At 64.1% G+C, this 14,078-nt stretch carries 7 protein-coding genes and 1 other RNA gene; 5 read left to right on the top strand and 3 right to left on the bottom strand.

What is annotated here, in order from left to right; genetic code table 11:
* Nucleotide 1 precedes the first annotated feature (1 nt).
* The 3 genes from ileS (at nt 2) to V5E97_RS39020 (ending at nt 6,499) form a co-directional block, all read left to right on the top strand.
* Nucleotides 2-2,872, top strand: a complete 2,871-nt coding sequence (gene ileS / locus V5E97_RS39030; RefSeq protein ID WP_406696951.1) for an isoleucine--tRNA ligase — start codon at nt 2-4, stop codon at nt 2,870-2,872.
* 125 nt (nt 2,873-2,997) lie between these two features.
* On the top strand, nt 2,998-4,128 hold the full coding sequence (locus V5E97_RS39025; protein ID WP_406696950.1) for a glycosyltransferase family 4 protein: 1,131 nt from the start codon (nt 2,998-3,000) through the stop codon (nt 4,126-4,128).
* A 55-nt stretch (nt 4,129-4,183) separates the two neighbouring features.
* Complete coding sequence (locus V5E97_RS39020) at nt 4,184-6,499, top strand: O-antigen ligase family protein (protein ID WP_406696949.1); 2,316 nt, start codon at nt 4,184-4,186, stop codon at nt 6,497-6,499.
* 120 nt (nt 6,500-6,619) lie between these two features.
* Here the strand turns inward: V5E97_RS39020 and V5E97_RS39015 are convergent, their stop codons facing one another.
* From V5E97_RS39015 to V5E97_RS39005, 3 genes are all read right to left on the bottom strand, one after another.
* Nucleotides 6,620-7,063, bottom strand: coding sequence for a PEP-CTERM sorting domain-containing protein (locus tag V5E97_RS39015; RefSeq protein ID WP_406696948.1), 444 nt, complete (start codon nt 7,061-7,063; stop codon nt 6,620-6,622).
* Nucleotides 7,064-7,391: 328 nt separating this feature from the next.
* A complete protein-coding gene (locus tag V5E97_RS39010) occupies nt 7,392-8,753 on the bottom strand; it encodes an alkyl hydroperoxide reductase (RefSeq protein WP_406696947.1) in 1,362 nt (453 codons plus the stop codon).
* A 266-nt stretch (nt 8,754-9,019) separates the two neighbouring features.
* On the bottom strand, nt 9,020-11,689 hold the full coding sequence (locus V5E97_RS39005; protein ID WP_406696946.1) for a M16 family metallopeptidase: 2,670 nt from the start codon (nt 11,687-11,689) through the stop codon (nt 9,020-9,022).
* Nucleotides 11,690-12,052: 363 nt separating this feature from the next.
* On the opposite strand from V5E97_RS39005, the gene ffs reads away from it, so the two are divergent.
* Together ffs and dnaX are read left to right on the top strand one after the other, a co-directional pair.
* Nucleotides 12,053-12,150, top strand: an RNA gene (gene ffs, locus V5E97_RS39000) — signal recognition particle sRNA small type.
* Between the two features lie 140 nt (nt 12,151-12,290).
* Nucleotides 12,291-14,042, top strand: coding sequence for a DNA polymerase III subunit gamma/tau (dnaX, locus tag V5E97_RS38995; RefSeq protein ID WP_406696945.1), 1,752 nt, complete (start codon nt 12,291-12,293; stop codon nt 14,040-14,042).
* Nucleotides 14,043-14,078 lie beyond the last annotated feature (36 nt).

The following is a 14,078-nucleotide window of genomic DNA, read 5'->3' as shown; positions in this document are numbered from 1 at the left end:
CATGTCTGAAAACAGCAAGCCGTATAAAGAAACGCTGAATCTCCCGGTCACCCGGTTCGAGATGAAAGCGAACCTGACCGTTCGCGAGCCGCAAATCCAGCAGCGCTGGCGCGAGGCCGACCTCTACGGGCAAATTCGCAAGGCCCGTGCCGGATCCGAGCGGAGGGTCCTCCATGACGGCCCCCCCTACGCCAATGGCGAAATTCATATGGGGCACCTGCTCAACAAGGTGCTCAAGGATATCGTCGTCCGCTCCCTGACGATGCAGGGGTTCGATAGCCCGTATGTCCCGGGTTGGGATTGCCACGGATTGCCGATCGAACACAAGGTCGTCAAAGACCTCGGCTCCAAGGCCGCTGGGATGAGCCTCGCGGACATCCGCGCCCTCTGCCAGGCCGATGCCCTCAAGTGGGTCGACCTTCAGCGCGACCAGTTCCGCCGCCTGGGCGTCTCGGGTGATTGGGAAAACCCTTACCTAACGCTCGACCCTCGGTACGAGGCCGGCATCCTCGACGTTCTGGCCGACCTGCTCGCGGGGGGATACGTCTTCCGCCAGCTCAAGCCGATCCACTGGTGCATGAACGACCGCACCGCGCTGGCCGAGGCTGAGCTCGAGTACCGCGACGAAACGACACCGAGCATCTACGTCAATTTCCCGGTCGTATCCGGCGTGCCCGACGCCTGGGGGCCGGGCCCCTGGCACGCAATGGTCTGGACGACCACTCCCTGGACCTTGCCCGCCAACGTCGCGATCGCCGCCCACCCCGACCTGACCTACGTCGGGGTCCGCTACGTCGATCCCGAATCGGGCCAGACCGTGCAGACGATCCTGGGCGCTGACTTGCTGGCCAAGGTGATGGCGCTCCGCGGTGTCACTGAGATCACGGAACTGGGACGGTGCCGCGGCAAGGAGCTCGAGCACGCGCAATACCATCACCCGTTCATCGATCGGATCAGCCCGATCGTCCTGGCCCAATACGTGACCGTCGAAGATGGCACAGGGTTGGTCCACACCGCGCCCGGTCACGGTACCGAAGACTACCAGACCGGACGCGCCTATCAACTGCCGACGTTGAGCCCCGTCGACGGCTCGGGCCGATTTACCGACGAGGCCCCTGCCTCGCTAGTGGGCAAGGCTGTCTTCAAGGCGAATCCGGAAATCATCGCCACACTGCGCGAAGGGGGGCATCTCTATCACGAGCTCTCATTCGTGCACAGCTACCCGCATTGCTGGCGCTGCAAGAAGCCGGTGATCTTCCGCGCCACCGAACAGTGGTTCATCGGTGTCGATCGCAACGATTTGCGCGCCCGGACGCTCAAGGAAATCGACTCGGTGCGCTGGCTCCCGGGATGGGGCAAGTCGCGGATCGATGCGATGGTCACGCTCCGCCCCGACTGGTGCATCAGCCGTCAGCGCTCCTGGGGCGTTCCGATTCCTGCCCTCGGTTGCGTTGGCTGCGAAACGCAGGTCCTCACGGCCGAGACGGTCCGCCACTTCCGCGATCTCTTCCGCAAGGAAGGGGCCGATGCCTGGTACACCAAGCCGGTCGAGGAGATCCTACCGCCGGGGCTGAGCTGCTCGAAGTGCGGTGGTGCCGAATTCCGCAAGGAAGGGGACATCCTCGACGTCTGGTTCGAGTCGGGATCGAGCCACCGCGGCGTTCTCGCCGGGGACTTCGCACTTGGCTACCCGGCCTTCATGTATCTCGAAGGCTCGGACCAACATCGCGGCTGGTTCCAGTCATCAATCCTGACGGCCGTGGGAACGACCGGTCGTGCGCCTTTCCAGACGGTGCTGACCCACGGGTTCGTCGTCGATGACAAGGGCGAGAAGATGGCCAAGTCGGGCGGGAACGCCGTCTCGGCCGTCAAGGCGACCGAGCAGTATGGCGCCGACGTCTTGCGGCTCTACGTGGCCAGCATGGACTATGCCGACGATATCCGCATGAGCGAACGCGGAATCAAGGAAATGTCGGAGGCCTATCGCAAGATCCGCAATACGTTCCGCTACCTGCTCGGCAACCTGGAAGACTACGCGACGTTCGACCCGGCGAGCGTGCCCCACGAGACCCTGCACGAGATCGATCGCTGGGCCTTGCGTCAGCTCGATGCGCTGGCCTCGGACGTCCAGGCTGCTTACGACCGGTTCGAGTTCTATCGGGTCTTTCAGCGGATCTACCAGTTCTGCTCGGTCGAGCTCTCGAGCTTCTATCTCGACGTACTCAAGGATCGGCTCTACGCCGAGCTTCCGCAGGGACCGGATCGCAGGGCCGCGCAGTACGTCCTGGCGAGACTGCACGACGTCCTGACGCGCTTGTTGGCCCCGTTGATCCCGCATACGACCGAAGAGTTGTGGGACCTCATCCCGAACTCGCCGACGAAGGTGCCCAGCGTCCATCTCGCGACCAGGCCCGAGGCGCTGGCAAGCGAGCCGGTGTCTGAGCCGGCGATCCCCTGGAAGGACCTGCTGGTTTATCGCGCCTTGATTTTGCGGGAGACCGAGTCGCTGCGCAAGAGCAAGAAGATCGGAAGCAACCAAGAGGCTTCCGTCGAGCTCTATACCGACTCATCCGAAACCGCCGAGATGATCACGCGATACCGCGATCTCCTGACGACGATCTGCATCGTTTCGGAGATCCAGCTCGTCCGCGTGGCCGAGATCGCGAAGGTCCAGGAAGAACAAGGGTGGGCGGGAGACGAGACTCACCTCGTTGACCTCGAGTATCGCCTGGCGATCCGGGCTCAGAAGTCGGCGGCGGCCAAGTGTGAACGCTGCTGGAACCATCGCCCGAGCGTGGGCGGGTCGGCCGCACACCCCGGTCTGTGCGAGCGCTGCGTTGAGGTCATGTCCGTCTTGAATTCCCCTGTCTGATCGAGCTCGGGCCAGGATGTTCCCGGAGCGTTACGTCTTCTCGTCATGACCCGAAGAGCCGGGTGAGTGCTCTCGGGTCACTGGGATCATTCTCCGTTGGCGAGTCGATGCTCCGGGAGCAGTTCATGGTTTCGCGGGATGCTTGGATTGTTGCAGGTGCGGGGCTGACCCTGGTTTTCCTCGCGTTCGCACTGAGTGCCTGGTTCTGCTCACTGATCCGAAAATGGGCGCCGCGGTTGGGACTGATCGACGTTCCGGCCGGGCACAAAGGGCATAAAACCCCGACTCCGCTCGGTGGCGGACTGGCCATCTGGCTGGCCACGGTCGTCGTTCTCGCTCTGGGGGCCTTGGTCGCCGGGTTTGGCCGCGGGGCGTTGCCCATTGAATTGGCGAAGCACGTGGGCGGCGTCTGGGAACGTTCCGGTGAGCTGGGCCTGATCCTGGGATTAGCCACTCTCATCATGTTCATGGGGCTGGTCGATGACCGGCTGACCCTTGGCTGGCGGCTTCGCCTGGGGGTTCAGGTCGTTTTGGCGACAGCCTTGGTCCTGTCCGGGGTTCGGGTGACGCTCTTCTGGCCCTTCAACCACCCGGTCTTGGGGGGGGCAGTTTCGATCCTTTGGGTGGTCGGGCTGACCAATGCGTTCAACTTGCTCGACAACATGGATGGTCTGGCGGGGGGCGTCGGCCTGATTGCCTCACTGCTGTTTGTCGGGGCGCAGGTGGCGGTCGGAAGTCTGTTCGCGCCTGCGGTGCTGCTGGTCCTCGTCGGTGCTCTGGCTGGGTTCCTGGTCCACAACCGCTACCCTGCGCGGCTGTTCATGGGAGATGCAGGGAGCAACTTCCTGGGGTTTATGCTCGGGGCGCTCACGATCGCGGGGACTTATTTTCGATACGACGCCAAATCGTCCTCTTTTAATGTGCTGGCGCCGCTGCTGGTCATGGCGGTTCCGCTCTACGATACCGTGTCGGTCATCATCATTCGGCTCCGCGAAGGGCGTAGCCCGTTCGTGGGAGATCGCCGCCATTTTTCGCACCGACTGGTCGAGCGCGGCTTGACGCCACCGCAGGCGGTCCGGACGATTGATCTAGTGACACTGGCGGGCGGTCTCGGTGCCCTGTTGCTTCATCAGCTCGACGCCATCGGGGCGGGCGTGGTTCTTGCCCAGACGTGCTGCCTGCTTGGGGTGGTGGCGATTCTCGAAGTTTCCGCAATCCGTTCTGATCGGAGTGAGTCCAACCATGGCCAGGAGTAGCCCGAGGCCAACCGTACTTCCGAACCTTGGGTTGGATCGGAAGGGGCTGGAATCCATGTCGGATGACTCTGACGCCGAACTCGCGGCCTGGCTGGGCGAACGCCTTCGCCTGGTCGCACTCGGATTGACCGTGGCGCTGATGACGGCCCGCGCCTACTGGCCGAGCGAGGTCGATCCCAAGGCCGAGGGGGGCGCTGGTCTCTACTGGGACCTAGCCGTCTTGCTCGTGGCGGGGCTTGCTGTCGCCTCGGGATTGATCGGTGGAGTCGTCCGGATTCGCTGGTCTTGGACCGATGCCGCCGTGATCGCCCTGATCACGCTGGTCGGCCTGAGCGCGGGGCAAGCGTACGACCGCCGCCTGGCGATCAACCTGGCCTGGGACTGGGGTGCGGTCGGCCTGGTTTATCTCCTGGTCCGGAACCTTCCTCGGACTCGAGCCGAGTCGGTCGTCCTGGCCGGAGCCATGGTGGCGACCGCGGTCTCGGTCTCCGTCTTTGGGCTCTACCACGCCGGGGTGGAGATGCCTCAGACGCGCGCCTATTACCTGGCGCATCGCCTCGAGGTTCTCCAGCAGATGGGCTACCCGCCTGGTTCTCCCGCGGCGATCATGTTCGAGAAGCGGCTGCTTGACTCGACCGAGACGATGTCGACCTTTGCGCTGGCCAACTCCCTGGCCGGTTTTCTGGTGGGTCCGCTGGTATTGATGGTGGCCGTCGGCTGGGAAAACCTGGTCCGCCGCGACGGACGTGGTTCGCGCCTGGCCAGCCTGGCACTCGCGGCCGCACCGACCCTGGTCGTGCTCGTCTGCCTGATTCTGACCAAGAGCCGAAGCGCCTACGTCGGACTCGCGGTTGGCCTCCTCGCCCTGGCCTGGTGTGAACGGCGGAGGGCGTCGAAAAAGACGTTGCTGCTCACCGCCCTGGGCGGACTGATCGTGGTCGGCAGCCTTGTGACGGCGGGGCTGGCCACAGGCAAGCTCGATCGCCAGGTTCTGACCGAGTCAACGAAGTCACTGCGCTACCGTTGGGAATACTGGGTCGGCGCCTGGCGCGTGATCACCGAGCGCAGAGAAGTCTTCTGGGGGGGACGTGGGCCGGGCAACTTCACGGCTCCCTACCTCCGGCTCAAGCTTCCCGAGGCCAGCGAAGAGATCTTCGACCCGCACAATCTGGTGCTCGAAGTCTGGTCGACCGCCGGCGCCGTGGCGATGGCGGCCCTCGTCCTCGGCCTCACAATAGCGTTCTGGAACATGATTCGTCCCGTCCCGGCGCCGGTGGACTTGCCGGCTGAGGATCATTCCCGGCCTCGGTCCGATCTGGAGTGGTCGAGCGACCCGCCTCGTCGGTCGAACTGGCTGCTCGTTTGCGCTGGGGGTGGATGGATCCTGGCGTCGATCGTGGGGGAGCTCAATCCGTTCGAGGGAGATATGCCCAACCGCTGGTTGATCCTCGGCTTGGCCTGGGTCTGGGCGGTCTTGTTCGGACTCCAGGTTTGGCGACGGGTGCCGATCACCGCAGTCGGATTTGGGGCGGGTGCCCTGGCGATCACCATCAACCTGCTGGCGGCCGGAGGAATCGGGATTCCAGGCGTCTCGCTGATGCTCTGGACCCTGATTGCTCTCGGTTTGAATCTGCGCGACGACCGACGTTGCGGGCAAGTTCGGGAATGGGGCGGCCGGTACCTTGGGTTCGCCCTGGCCTTGGTCTGGGCTGCTCTGCTCGGCACCTTTGTGGGAGCCATCCAACCATTTTGGCGGTCCGAGGCCCAGATTGCCGTGGCTAACTCGGCACTTAGTGCCAACCCGCCGAGGTTCGAGGTGGCGGAAGCCGCCTACAAAGAGGCGTATGCGACCGACAAATACAGCGCCCGCCCGTGGCTTGGTTTGGCCTTCGAGAAGTTTCGGGAATGGGAGTCGCGCGGAGCCAAGCCCGAAGACCAGCGCTGGAAGACGATCCCCGCCTCCATGCTCGAAGCTGTCGCGGCCCCTCGCAACCAGAATTCCTGGACTTTGCACTACGAACGTGCCAAGGTGACTCGCCAACTGCTCAGCCGTCTTGGCGACAGCCTCAAGCCGGGTGAGCTCATGCTCTATCGAGGGAACATCGTCGAGGCGACCCGACGCGCCTCCCGACTCTACCCGAGTAATGCCACACTCCACGCGGAACTGGCCCTGGCGAGCGCCGAGATTGGCATGTTCCTCGAGGCGGCAAGTGAAGGCGAGGAAGCGCTGCGCTACGACGGGCTCACGCCACACGCCGACAAGAAGCTGGCCCCTCCCCTGCGCAAGCAGATTGAGGCCGCACTGCCGGGTTGGAAGAAGTCGGCAGCCGACATGCTCAAGGGCGGAATGATGCCGAACAAGAAAAACTGAGTGGCCCCGTCCCCTGGTTTTGGCGATGCCGTGGAGCGGCGACAACTCCACGGCTCGAGGCTGCCGGCTCTGACCTGGTTATTGAGCCGCGGACCGAGGTCGCCCCCGCCTGTGCAGTCGTCAGGCCAAGGGGCGATGATTGAGGAGATAACGTCGCGCGGCCAGGCCAATCAAACCGGTGACGACCAGGACGATCGAGGCGGGCTCGGGCACCGTTCGTTTCTGCGGGGGGGCCGCGGGGAGAGTTCTGACCCCATCCCCGGGATCTTGGTGGATGGGAAGTGGTTCGGAATGGTCGTCGATTGGTGGTGGCAGGGTTGCCGCGATGGCCCTCTGCATCCCTGGCTCAAAATCGAGCTCGAGCGATGAGGCGCGTCGCACATCGATCGCAGGGTGAGAGACCGGCAGAGATGTCCATGAAGGGAGCCTGATCGGCTCGCCTGGTTTCGACGCTTCACCCGTCTGGTGGGTGATGTAAGGGCTGGCTTCCCCTCGTCCGACGAATGATCCGAAGCCGAGCAACAGGCCAAGTGCGACCAAGCCAAGTGCCTGGGGGCGTTTCATCAGAGACGGCTCCCTGGCCAAGAACCTCCATGCCGGCCATGTTGACCACTGTGGGTTGATCGGTCGTCTACTGCCTCGATTGCGACGGCAGTCCAAGAGCGGAAGGGACGGCCCCGAATGCTTTCGAGTCAATATGTTCTTCTCCAAGAACATAATTTCCTCACTGGCGTCCGCTGGGACAAGCCTGATCAGCTCAGACCAGGCCGTTACGCGAGAAACAGAAGCCATTTGAGGCTTTCTGTAAACGGAGATCGTCGGGAGACGAGTGCTGCGTTTGATGGGGGGAGGCTGAGGCTACTGGTTCGACGGCATCGTGGATGGCCTGCCTTCAGTCGCGACGATCCGATCGTTGCGGACGAGGCTGCGGGGCAATGGAGCTCAAGGAAAGGGACGCATCCTCGTCGAAGTCGATGAATCCAATCATCATTTCGTCAAATGTTTGCTCGCCCCAGCGGATGGCGAGCCTTGGGTCGGGGTTGGCTGGGTTCGATTCGGAATTGTCGAAGTGAGCCAGGCAATCGATCCGGGTTCCCGCCGGCATCGGTTTGGGCGCGGCCAGCCGGTAGACGCTCTGCCAGCCGAAGTCGTAGGCGGGGACCGACAGCAGGACCTCGGTCCGGCCGTCGGGATAGGTGGCCGTGTAGAGGAAGTCTTTTCCACGGAGGTGCATGTGAGGCATGAGGCTGAGGAGTCGCGCGTCATTGATGAAACGATAAGTGGAGCGGACCGGATGATTGGCCGCACCTGGCGGAATGGTGAAATCCTTCTGGCTGATCCCCTTCGTGAATGCTCGGCGGCGGGTCGGGCCCCGGGCGAAGACGAGCCCCACGGACGATTGATCGCGCTGAACGGTGCCGATGGGCGTGTAGTGGATCTCGATATCGAGCATCGCACCCGCCGGGAGGTGCTTTGCGGTCCCCGGGGGAAAGATGGAGGGAAGGTCTCCGGGAGCGTAACAGACCAGCTCGCGGACCTCGTCGCTCATCCGGTTCCCCTTGGGCCGATCGTCGGCCAAGAAAACGCAGATGTGATGGACCACGGCGCGATTGCCCGGTTGTGCCTCGGCCGCCTGGATCCAGTGGTCCTCGGTGAAGCCGGTCGCGACCCGGAACCGCTGATAAGAGAGGACCCCCTCCGCCACCACCTCGTAAGGCTTGGCCATGGTCAGGATCAGGTCGGGCGAGCCGATCGCCCAGCCCTTGGGGAATGTTTTCTTGGGAGGGAGATCCTCGGGGTCGCCCAGTGGGGTTTCCTGGTCGATCCAGGCAAGCAAGGTTGCTCGTTCCCGGGGCGAAAGGCTCCGATCGTTCAAGAAGTGTCCGACCCTCGGGTCAGCATGCCAGGGGGGCATCCGCCGGCTCTCCACCGCTTCACGAATCGGGTTGGCCCAACGCCTGGCCTGGTCGTAGGTCAGCAACGAGAAGGGAGCGACCTGGCCCGGGCGGTGGCATGACTGACATTTCTCTTGGAGGATCGTCGCCACGTCTGATGAGTAAGTCACCGGACCTACGGTCACCCGCGTCTCGGTTGACTTCAACTCCGAGATGACCTGGGCCGGGACGATTCGAATCCGAGTACGCGAGCCCATGCTCCGCTGGGCCGGGACGTTGGTCGTCCGACGCCCCTTCGCCAGAGCGAGGATTAGGCCCAGGCTCACGACGATACCGAGCGCAATCGCTACTCGACGCATTCGCCGTGTCGGCATTTGTTCACCTGAAGCTCGCGGTCGAGAGTACCCCTGAGAATCGTTGGATTTCCCTCCCACGGCTTCGAGGTTGTGGCGACGGAGGTGAGGTGTGGGGGAACCGTGAGCTTCCTATAACAAAGAATAGGTTTCGCTGAAAGACCGATCGACAGGGCGGGCTCTTTCGCCCACCCCTGATGACCGCCGTTCTCCATGGGGAACGGCCCCAAACTTCGCCGTAGGTCCGGGGCGATTCCTGTTCAGGCAGGCGCTCATGCGCATTCGGCGTTCGGACGCTGGCGACGGCGGACCGGCCCGAATTCGACGCGGATCAAGGCGGCGGGATCGAGGTGGGACCGGGCGGCGCGGCGTACCTTGGCTGTGCTCACTCGCGAGATCCGTTCGGGCCAATGGATCGGCTCATCCAGCGGCATGCCCCAGCGTTCCAGCTCCAACAGGCGTTCCGCGCGTTGCTCGACGGTCTGGAAATCGAACACCCAGGAGCCAGCCAGGTAGCGTCGGGCGCAGTCGACCTCGTCGTCCGAGAAGGCGCCTTCATGCATGGCACGCACTTGCTCGGCGATCGCGGCGACGACCCGATCGGCCTCGTCGGGCATGGTGCCCACGTAGACGCGAAAGAGGCCGGGGACCACGTCGGCCGTGTCGGTGATACCGCCTCCGACTGAGTAGGCCAGCCCCAACTCGTCGCGAAGGATCCGGCTCAAACGATCGGTGAACCCCGGTCCGCTGCCGAAAATGTGGTCGAGCACCGCCAGGGCGTCGAAGTCAGGGTGATTGCGAGGGATCCCGAGGTGCCCCAGGACAATGTGGACCTGTTCGCCCGGTTGCGAGACGCGGCGAACCCGGGGGCGGGCCGATCGGACCAGGCGAGGATATTCCGCAAGACTCCCCCCCCGCGGTTTCCAACGGTCGAAATGGGTTTTCACCAGGCTCGTGAGTCGCTTGGGATCGAAGTCGCCGGCCGCGACCAGGAACGCGTTGTCCGCCGCGAAATGCTCCCGGTGATGGGCCTTGACGTCCGTAAGCATGAGCCGGGCGATGTCCCTGCTCGAGCCTCGGGGGTCGCGGGCGTACGGATGGTCGCCATAGACGAGTCCGCGGAAGATCAGGTCAGCGCGGAAGGCCGGGTCTTCACGGTCGCCTTGCAACTCGGCCGCGATCCGCCGCTTGGCCCAGGGGAAGGCCTCTTCGGGGAAGGTGGGGTGGAGCGCGACGTCCGCCAGAATTTCGACCGCCAAGGGCAAATCCTCAGCGCGGACTCGAAGGGAGACTCCCGTGGAACCGACGTCGATCGTTCCGCCCACATCCTCGATCGCCTCGGCGAGGGTCTCGGCCGGCCTCGACTTCGTCCCTTCCTCAAGCAGCCGTCCCGTCAGGTAGGCCAGGCCGGGCTTGGACTCGCGGAGCACGCCGGCGTCCACGAACAACTCGAGAGCCACGATTCCGGTTTCGGGCCGGCGCTCGTAGATCAAACGCATGCCGTTGGTCAGCGTGGTCCGCTGAGGACTGTAGTCGGTGAGCCGGGAGTTCCCATTCGGGATCGTCAGCAAGATCGGCCGATCGGGATTTGGTGAGGGGGCGGTCCAGGTCCCCTCGGGAACGGTCTCGGACGGAAGCAGGACGGTCATCGTTCGTCCCGAGCGGGGCATGGACCAGCCCCCCGTGAGGCTCGAGTCGACCAGATAGGTGGAGGCCACACGGCGAATATCGTCGGGCGTGACCGCCATGGCCGCGCGGTGCTCGGCCTGCCAGGCCCGCCAGTCGTCCCAGAGCGAAACATTCCCGAGGCCGGCCGCCAGGCCCGCCAGGTCTTCCTGCTCCCAACGCCAGGCGGCTTCGAGGCGGTGCCGGGAACGCAAGAGTTCCTCAGGAGTGGGCCCATCCTCGGCGAGCTCGGCAATCAACTCGGCAATCGCGAGCTCGATCCGCGCCGGTTCAACGTCGGAAGCCGCCTCGACTTGCAAGAGAAATTGACCGGCCCACCGCGCGTCATCCTGGCCGGTCTCGACCCAGGTGGCGAGTTTGCGGCGCTCGACCAACTCATTCCAGAGCCGGGATCTTCGTCCGCAGGTCAAGAGATCGGAGAGGACGTTGAGCGCGGGGCCGTCGGGATGCCCCCGCGGGACGCTGTGCCAGCCGAGCAGCCCACGCGCCACCGACTCGGCATCGACCAGCGTGAAATCACGTCGGCCCATCTGGCGAGGTTCAGTGAGCGGGGGAGGGAGTCGCTCGTCCACACCGGGCGGCAACGGCTCGAAATGGGCCGAGACGCGATCGAGCGCTCGCTCGGGGTCGATGTCGCCGACGATGACGAGCACGGCGCCGTCGGGGCGGTAGTGCTGGCGGTAAAAGGCGCGGAGGTCATCGACCCCAATCCGCGCCAGGTCGTCGGGCCAGCCGAGGATCGGGTTGCGATAGGGGTGCCGCAAATAGGTGAGGGCCAGATGGGTCTGGTCCAGTCGCCCCATCGGTGAGTCGAGGTCGCGGGCCCGCTCTTCGCCAATCACGTGGCGCTCGGCTTCGACTTCACGGGGGTCGAAGGTCGCCCCCCGCATCCGGTCGGCCTCGACCTCCAGGGCCAGCTCCCATCGATCCGACGGGAAGGCGAACCAGTAGTGAGTGCAATCTTCGCCGGTCTCGGCGTTCGATTGCCCGGCCGCCACAAACGCAAGCCGGTCAATCTGGCCCTTGGGGAATCGCTCGGTCCCCTTGAACAGCATGTGCTCGACGAAATGGGCCAGCCCGGTCTTGCCGGCCGGCTCATCGACCGATCCGGCCGGGTAGTACAGGTCGCAGACCACCACCGGGGCATGGGTTCGCGGCAGGACTAAGGCCTTGAAGCCATTGGCAAGCGTCCGTTCGAAGACCGGCAAGTCCCCCACCCAGGCCGGTGATGGGCGGGCGGTCAATCGTCGGGCCATGGCTGCCCCTTTCTCGAGGCTGGGTGACATCGTTGGCGACCGGGACCCCGCGCGGGTCTCGAAAGACGCCCGACTGCGACGGCCGGTAGTGGCCATTGGGACCGGGAAGAGCAGACATCTCAGGCTCCCGCCATGGGGCCGAAGACATCCGCTCAAGAACTCGCAGCCCTATCCAACTCTTATGGTCATCAAGTTGGCCGTCAATCGCAAGGTGTATACCCCGGAAGTGACCGAGGATCGCCACGGCCTTGAAAGATCATACCCGCGCAAACTTGGCCTTGCATGAGGGAGCCCAATCCGCCACAATGACGAAGTCTAACGGGCCAATCGCCAAGAGACAGATGGCGGGGGTCTGGGTGAGCCGGGGGGGACCCGGGCAATGGGGGCTTGCGAACCTGGTCAGGACGGGAACGGAGCAGCCATAAGCATCGCCCTCATGTGCCCGGGAGAACCTCCCCGGCTCTCCCAGTCTCCTGCCTTTCTCTTGAGCTGGAACTGCCCAGCCCAATCACGAGCGATCTCCCCAAAGGGCTTTCGCCCCTCTCCCTAAGGCCCGACGGAGCGTGCCTTCTGGCCCTGCGCCAGTCCGGCCAAGCCGCCAATGCCCCAGCCGGCCGATGCTTCGAACTACACCGTCGTTGCCCGTCGCTACCGCCCCCAGCGGTTTGAGGATGTCGTCGGGCAAGATAACGTCGTCGAATCACTCCGTAACGCCATCAAGCTGAATCGGGTCACCCACGCCTACCTCTTCTCAGGAACGCGTGGCGTCGGCAAGACCTCGATCGCGCGGATCTTCGCTAAGTGCCTCAATTGTGTGAAAGGGCCGACCGACCAGCCCTGCCTGCAGTGCGATATCTGTCAGGCGATTGCGACCGGTGAAGACGTCGATGTCCTCGAGATCGACGGTGCCAGCAACAACGGTGTCGAGTCGGTTCGCGAATTGCGACAGAATACCGGGCTCCGACCGAGCCGGGCGCGATTCAAGATTTACTACATCGACGAAGTTCACATGCTTTCGACGGGGGCCTTCAACGCGCTTTTGAAGACATTGGAAGAGCCGCCGCCGCACGTGAAGTTCTTCTTCGCCACCACCGAACCGGGCAAGATTCCGGTCACGGTCCTCTCACGCTGCCAACGCTATGATTTCTCGGGGATCACCCCCGAGCAGATCGTCGCGACGCTCAGCGACATCTGTGTTCGCGAGAAGATCGACGCCGAACCCGAGGCGCTGCAGACCATCGCCCGCCGCGCGGGGGGGTCGATGCGCGATGCGCAATCGCTGATCGAGCAACTTCTTTCCTCCGCGGGCGAACGACTGACCGTCGAGGCCGTGCACCGCCTGCTCGGTACCGCCAGCGACGAGCGAATCCTCGACATGGTCGATGCTCTGGCCGACCATGACTCAGGCGCGGTCCTCCGGCTTGTGGATGCGGCGGCCAGCCAGGGGATTCAGCCGACCGACCTGCTCAACGGGGTCATCGACTTCCTTCGCGATCTGATGGTCCTGTCGGCCGGAGCCGGCCAGACGGTGCTCACCGCGACCCCTCGCCAGCGGCCTCGGCTTCAGGCGGTCGTCGATCGCTGGCCGCTCGACTCGATTCTGGCCGCGTTGCAGATCCTTCCGGAAGCACGCTCCAAACTTCGAGGTAGCCCCCACAGCCGTACCATCATCGAAGTCGGCCTGGTGAAGGTCGCGCGGTTGGAGAACCTCAGCGAAATCAGTGATTTGGTCGGGCGGCTCATCGCGCTCGAGGGGGGGCTGCCGCCGATGGATCCCTCGCAGACCCTTGTAAAAAAAAAGTTAGCCCCTCCTGATCCCGCACCCACTCCGCCACCGACGTCCCGCCGTGAGCCCACGCAGCCACCCCCCCCTGCCCCGGAGCCCGACCCGCCACCGTCGCGGAACGAGCCTGCGCGGATCCAGCCCGCTTCCACCGAGCTGCCTCTTGAGTTGAACGCGGTCCTTGCGATCTGGCCCCAGGTCGTCCAGAAGGTCGGCCTTGGGCTCGGCAAGGGCTTGAGCCAGGTCGCTCCCACGGCGATTTCAGAACCGGACGTCCTGGTCATCGGTGTGCCGCCGAGATACAATTGGATCGTCGAGGACTGCGGAAGCCCGCAGTCGCAGGCCAAGATTGAAGAGGCGCTCGAGAGTCTCTTGCATCGGCCAGTCCGGCTTCGATTCGAGCGATCTTCTCAGGAAGTTGCTTCCGCATCTCCAACGGTCGTCGCGGAGCCAACTCGCCACGACGAGGTTTCTGATGACCCGATGGTCCGTAAGGTTGTCGAGCTTTTCGAGGCCCGACCCGTCCTTATGGAAGTCGAAGAAGATTTAACCTCGACATCCAACGCCTGACGCTCGTAGGGAATGTGACGGGTGCCGAGTTCCGCG

Origin of the sequence: Singulisphaera photorubra (genome assembly GCF_045290345.1) — a bacterium.
In the GTDB taxonomy this organism is placed as follows: domain Bacteria; phylum Planctomycetota; class Planctomycetia; order Isosphaerales; family Isosphaeraceae; genus Singulisphaera.
This window is presented reverse-complemented; position numbering and strand designations above follow the sequence as displayed.

Excerpts from the sequence above, each read along its gene's own strand:
- V5E97_RS39020 (WP_406696949.1), top strand. The coding sequence starts at position 4,184 with ATGTCGGATGACTCTGACGCCGAACTCGCGGCCTGGCTGGGCGAACGC.
- ileS (WP_406696951.1), top strand. The coding sequence starts at position 2 with ATGTCTGAAAACAGCAAGCCGTATAAAGAAACGCTGAATCTCCCGGTC.
- V5E97_RS39010 (WP_406696947.1), bottom strand. The coding sequence starts at position 8,753 with ATGCGTCGAGTAGCGATTGCGCTCGGTATCGTCGTGAGCCTGGGCCTA.
- V5E97_RS39025 (WP_406696950.1), top strand. The coding sequence starts at position 2,998 with ATGGTTTCGCGGGATGCTTGGATTGTTGCAGGTGCGGGGCTGACCCTG.
- dnaX (WP_406696945.1), top strand. The coding sequence starts at position 12,291 with ATGCCCCAGCCGGCCGATGCTTCGAACTACACCGTCGTTGCCCGTCGC.
- V5E97_RS39015 (WP_406696948.1), bottom strand. The coding sequence starts at position 7,063 with ATGAAACGCCCCCAGGCACTTGGCTTGGTCGCACTTGGCCTGTTGCTC.
- V5E97_RS39005 (WP_406696946.1), bottom strand. The coding sequence starts at position 11,689 with ATGGCCCGACGATTGACCGCCCGCCCATCACCGGCCTGGGTGGGGGAC.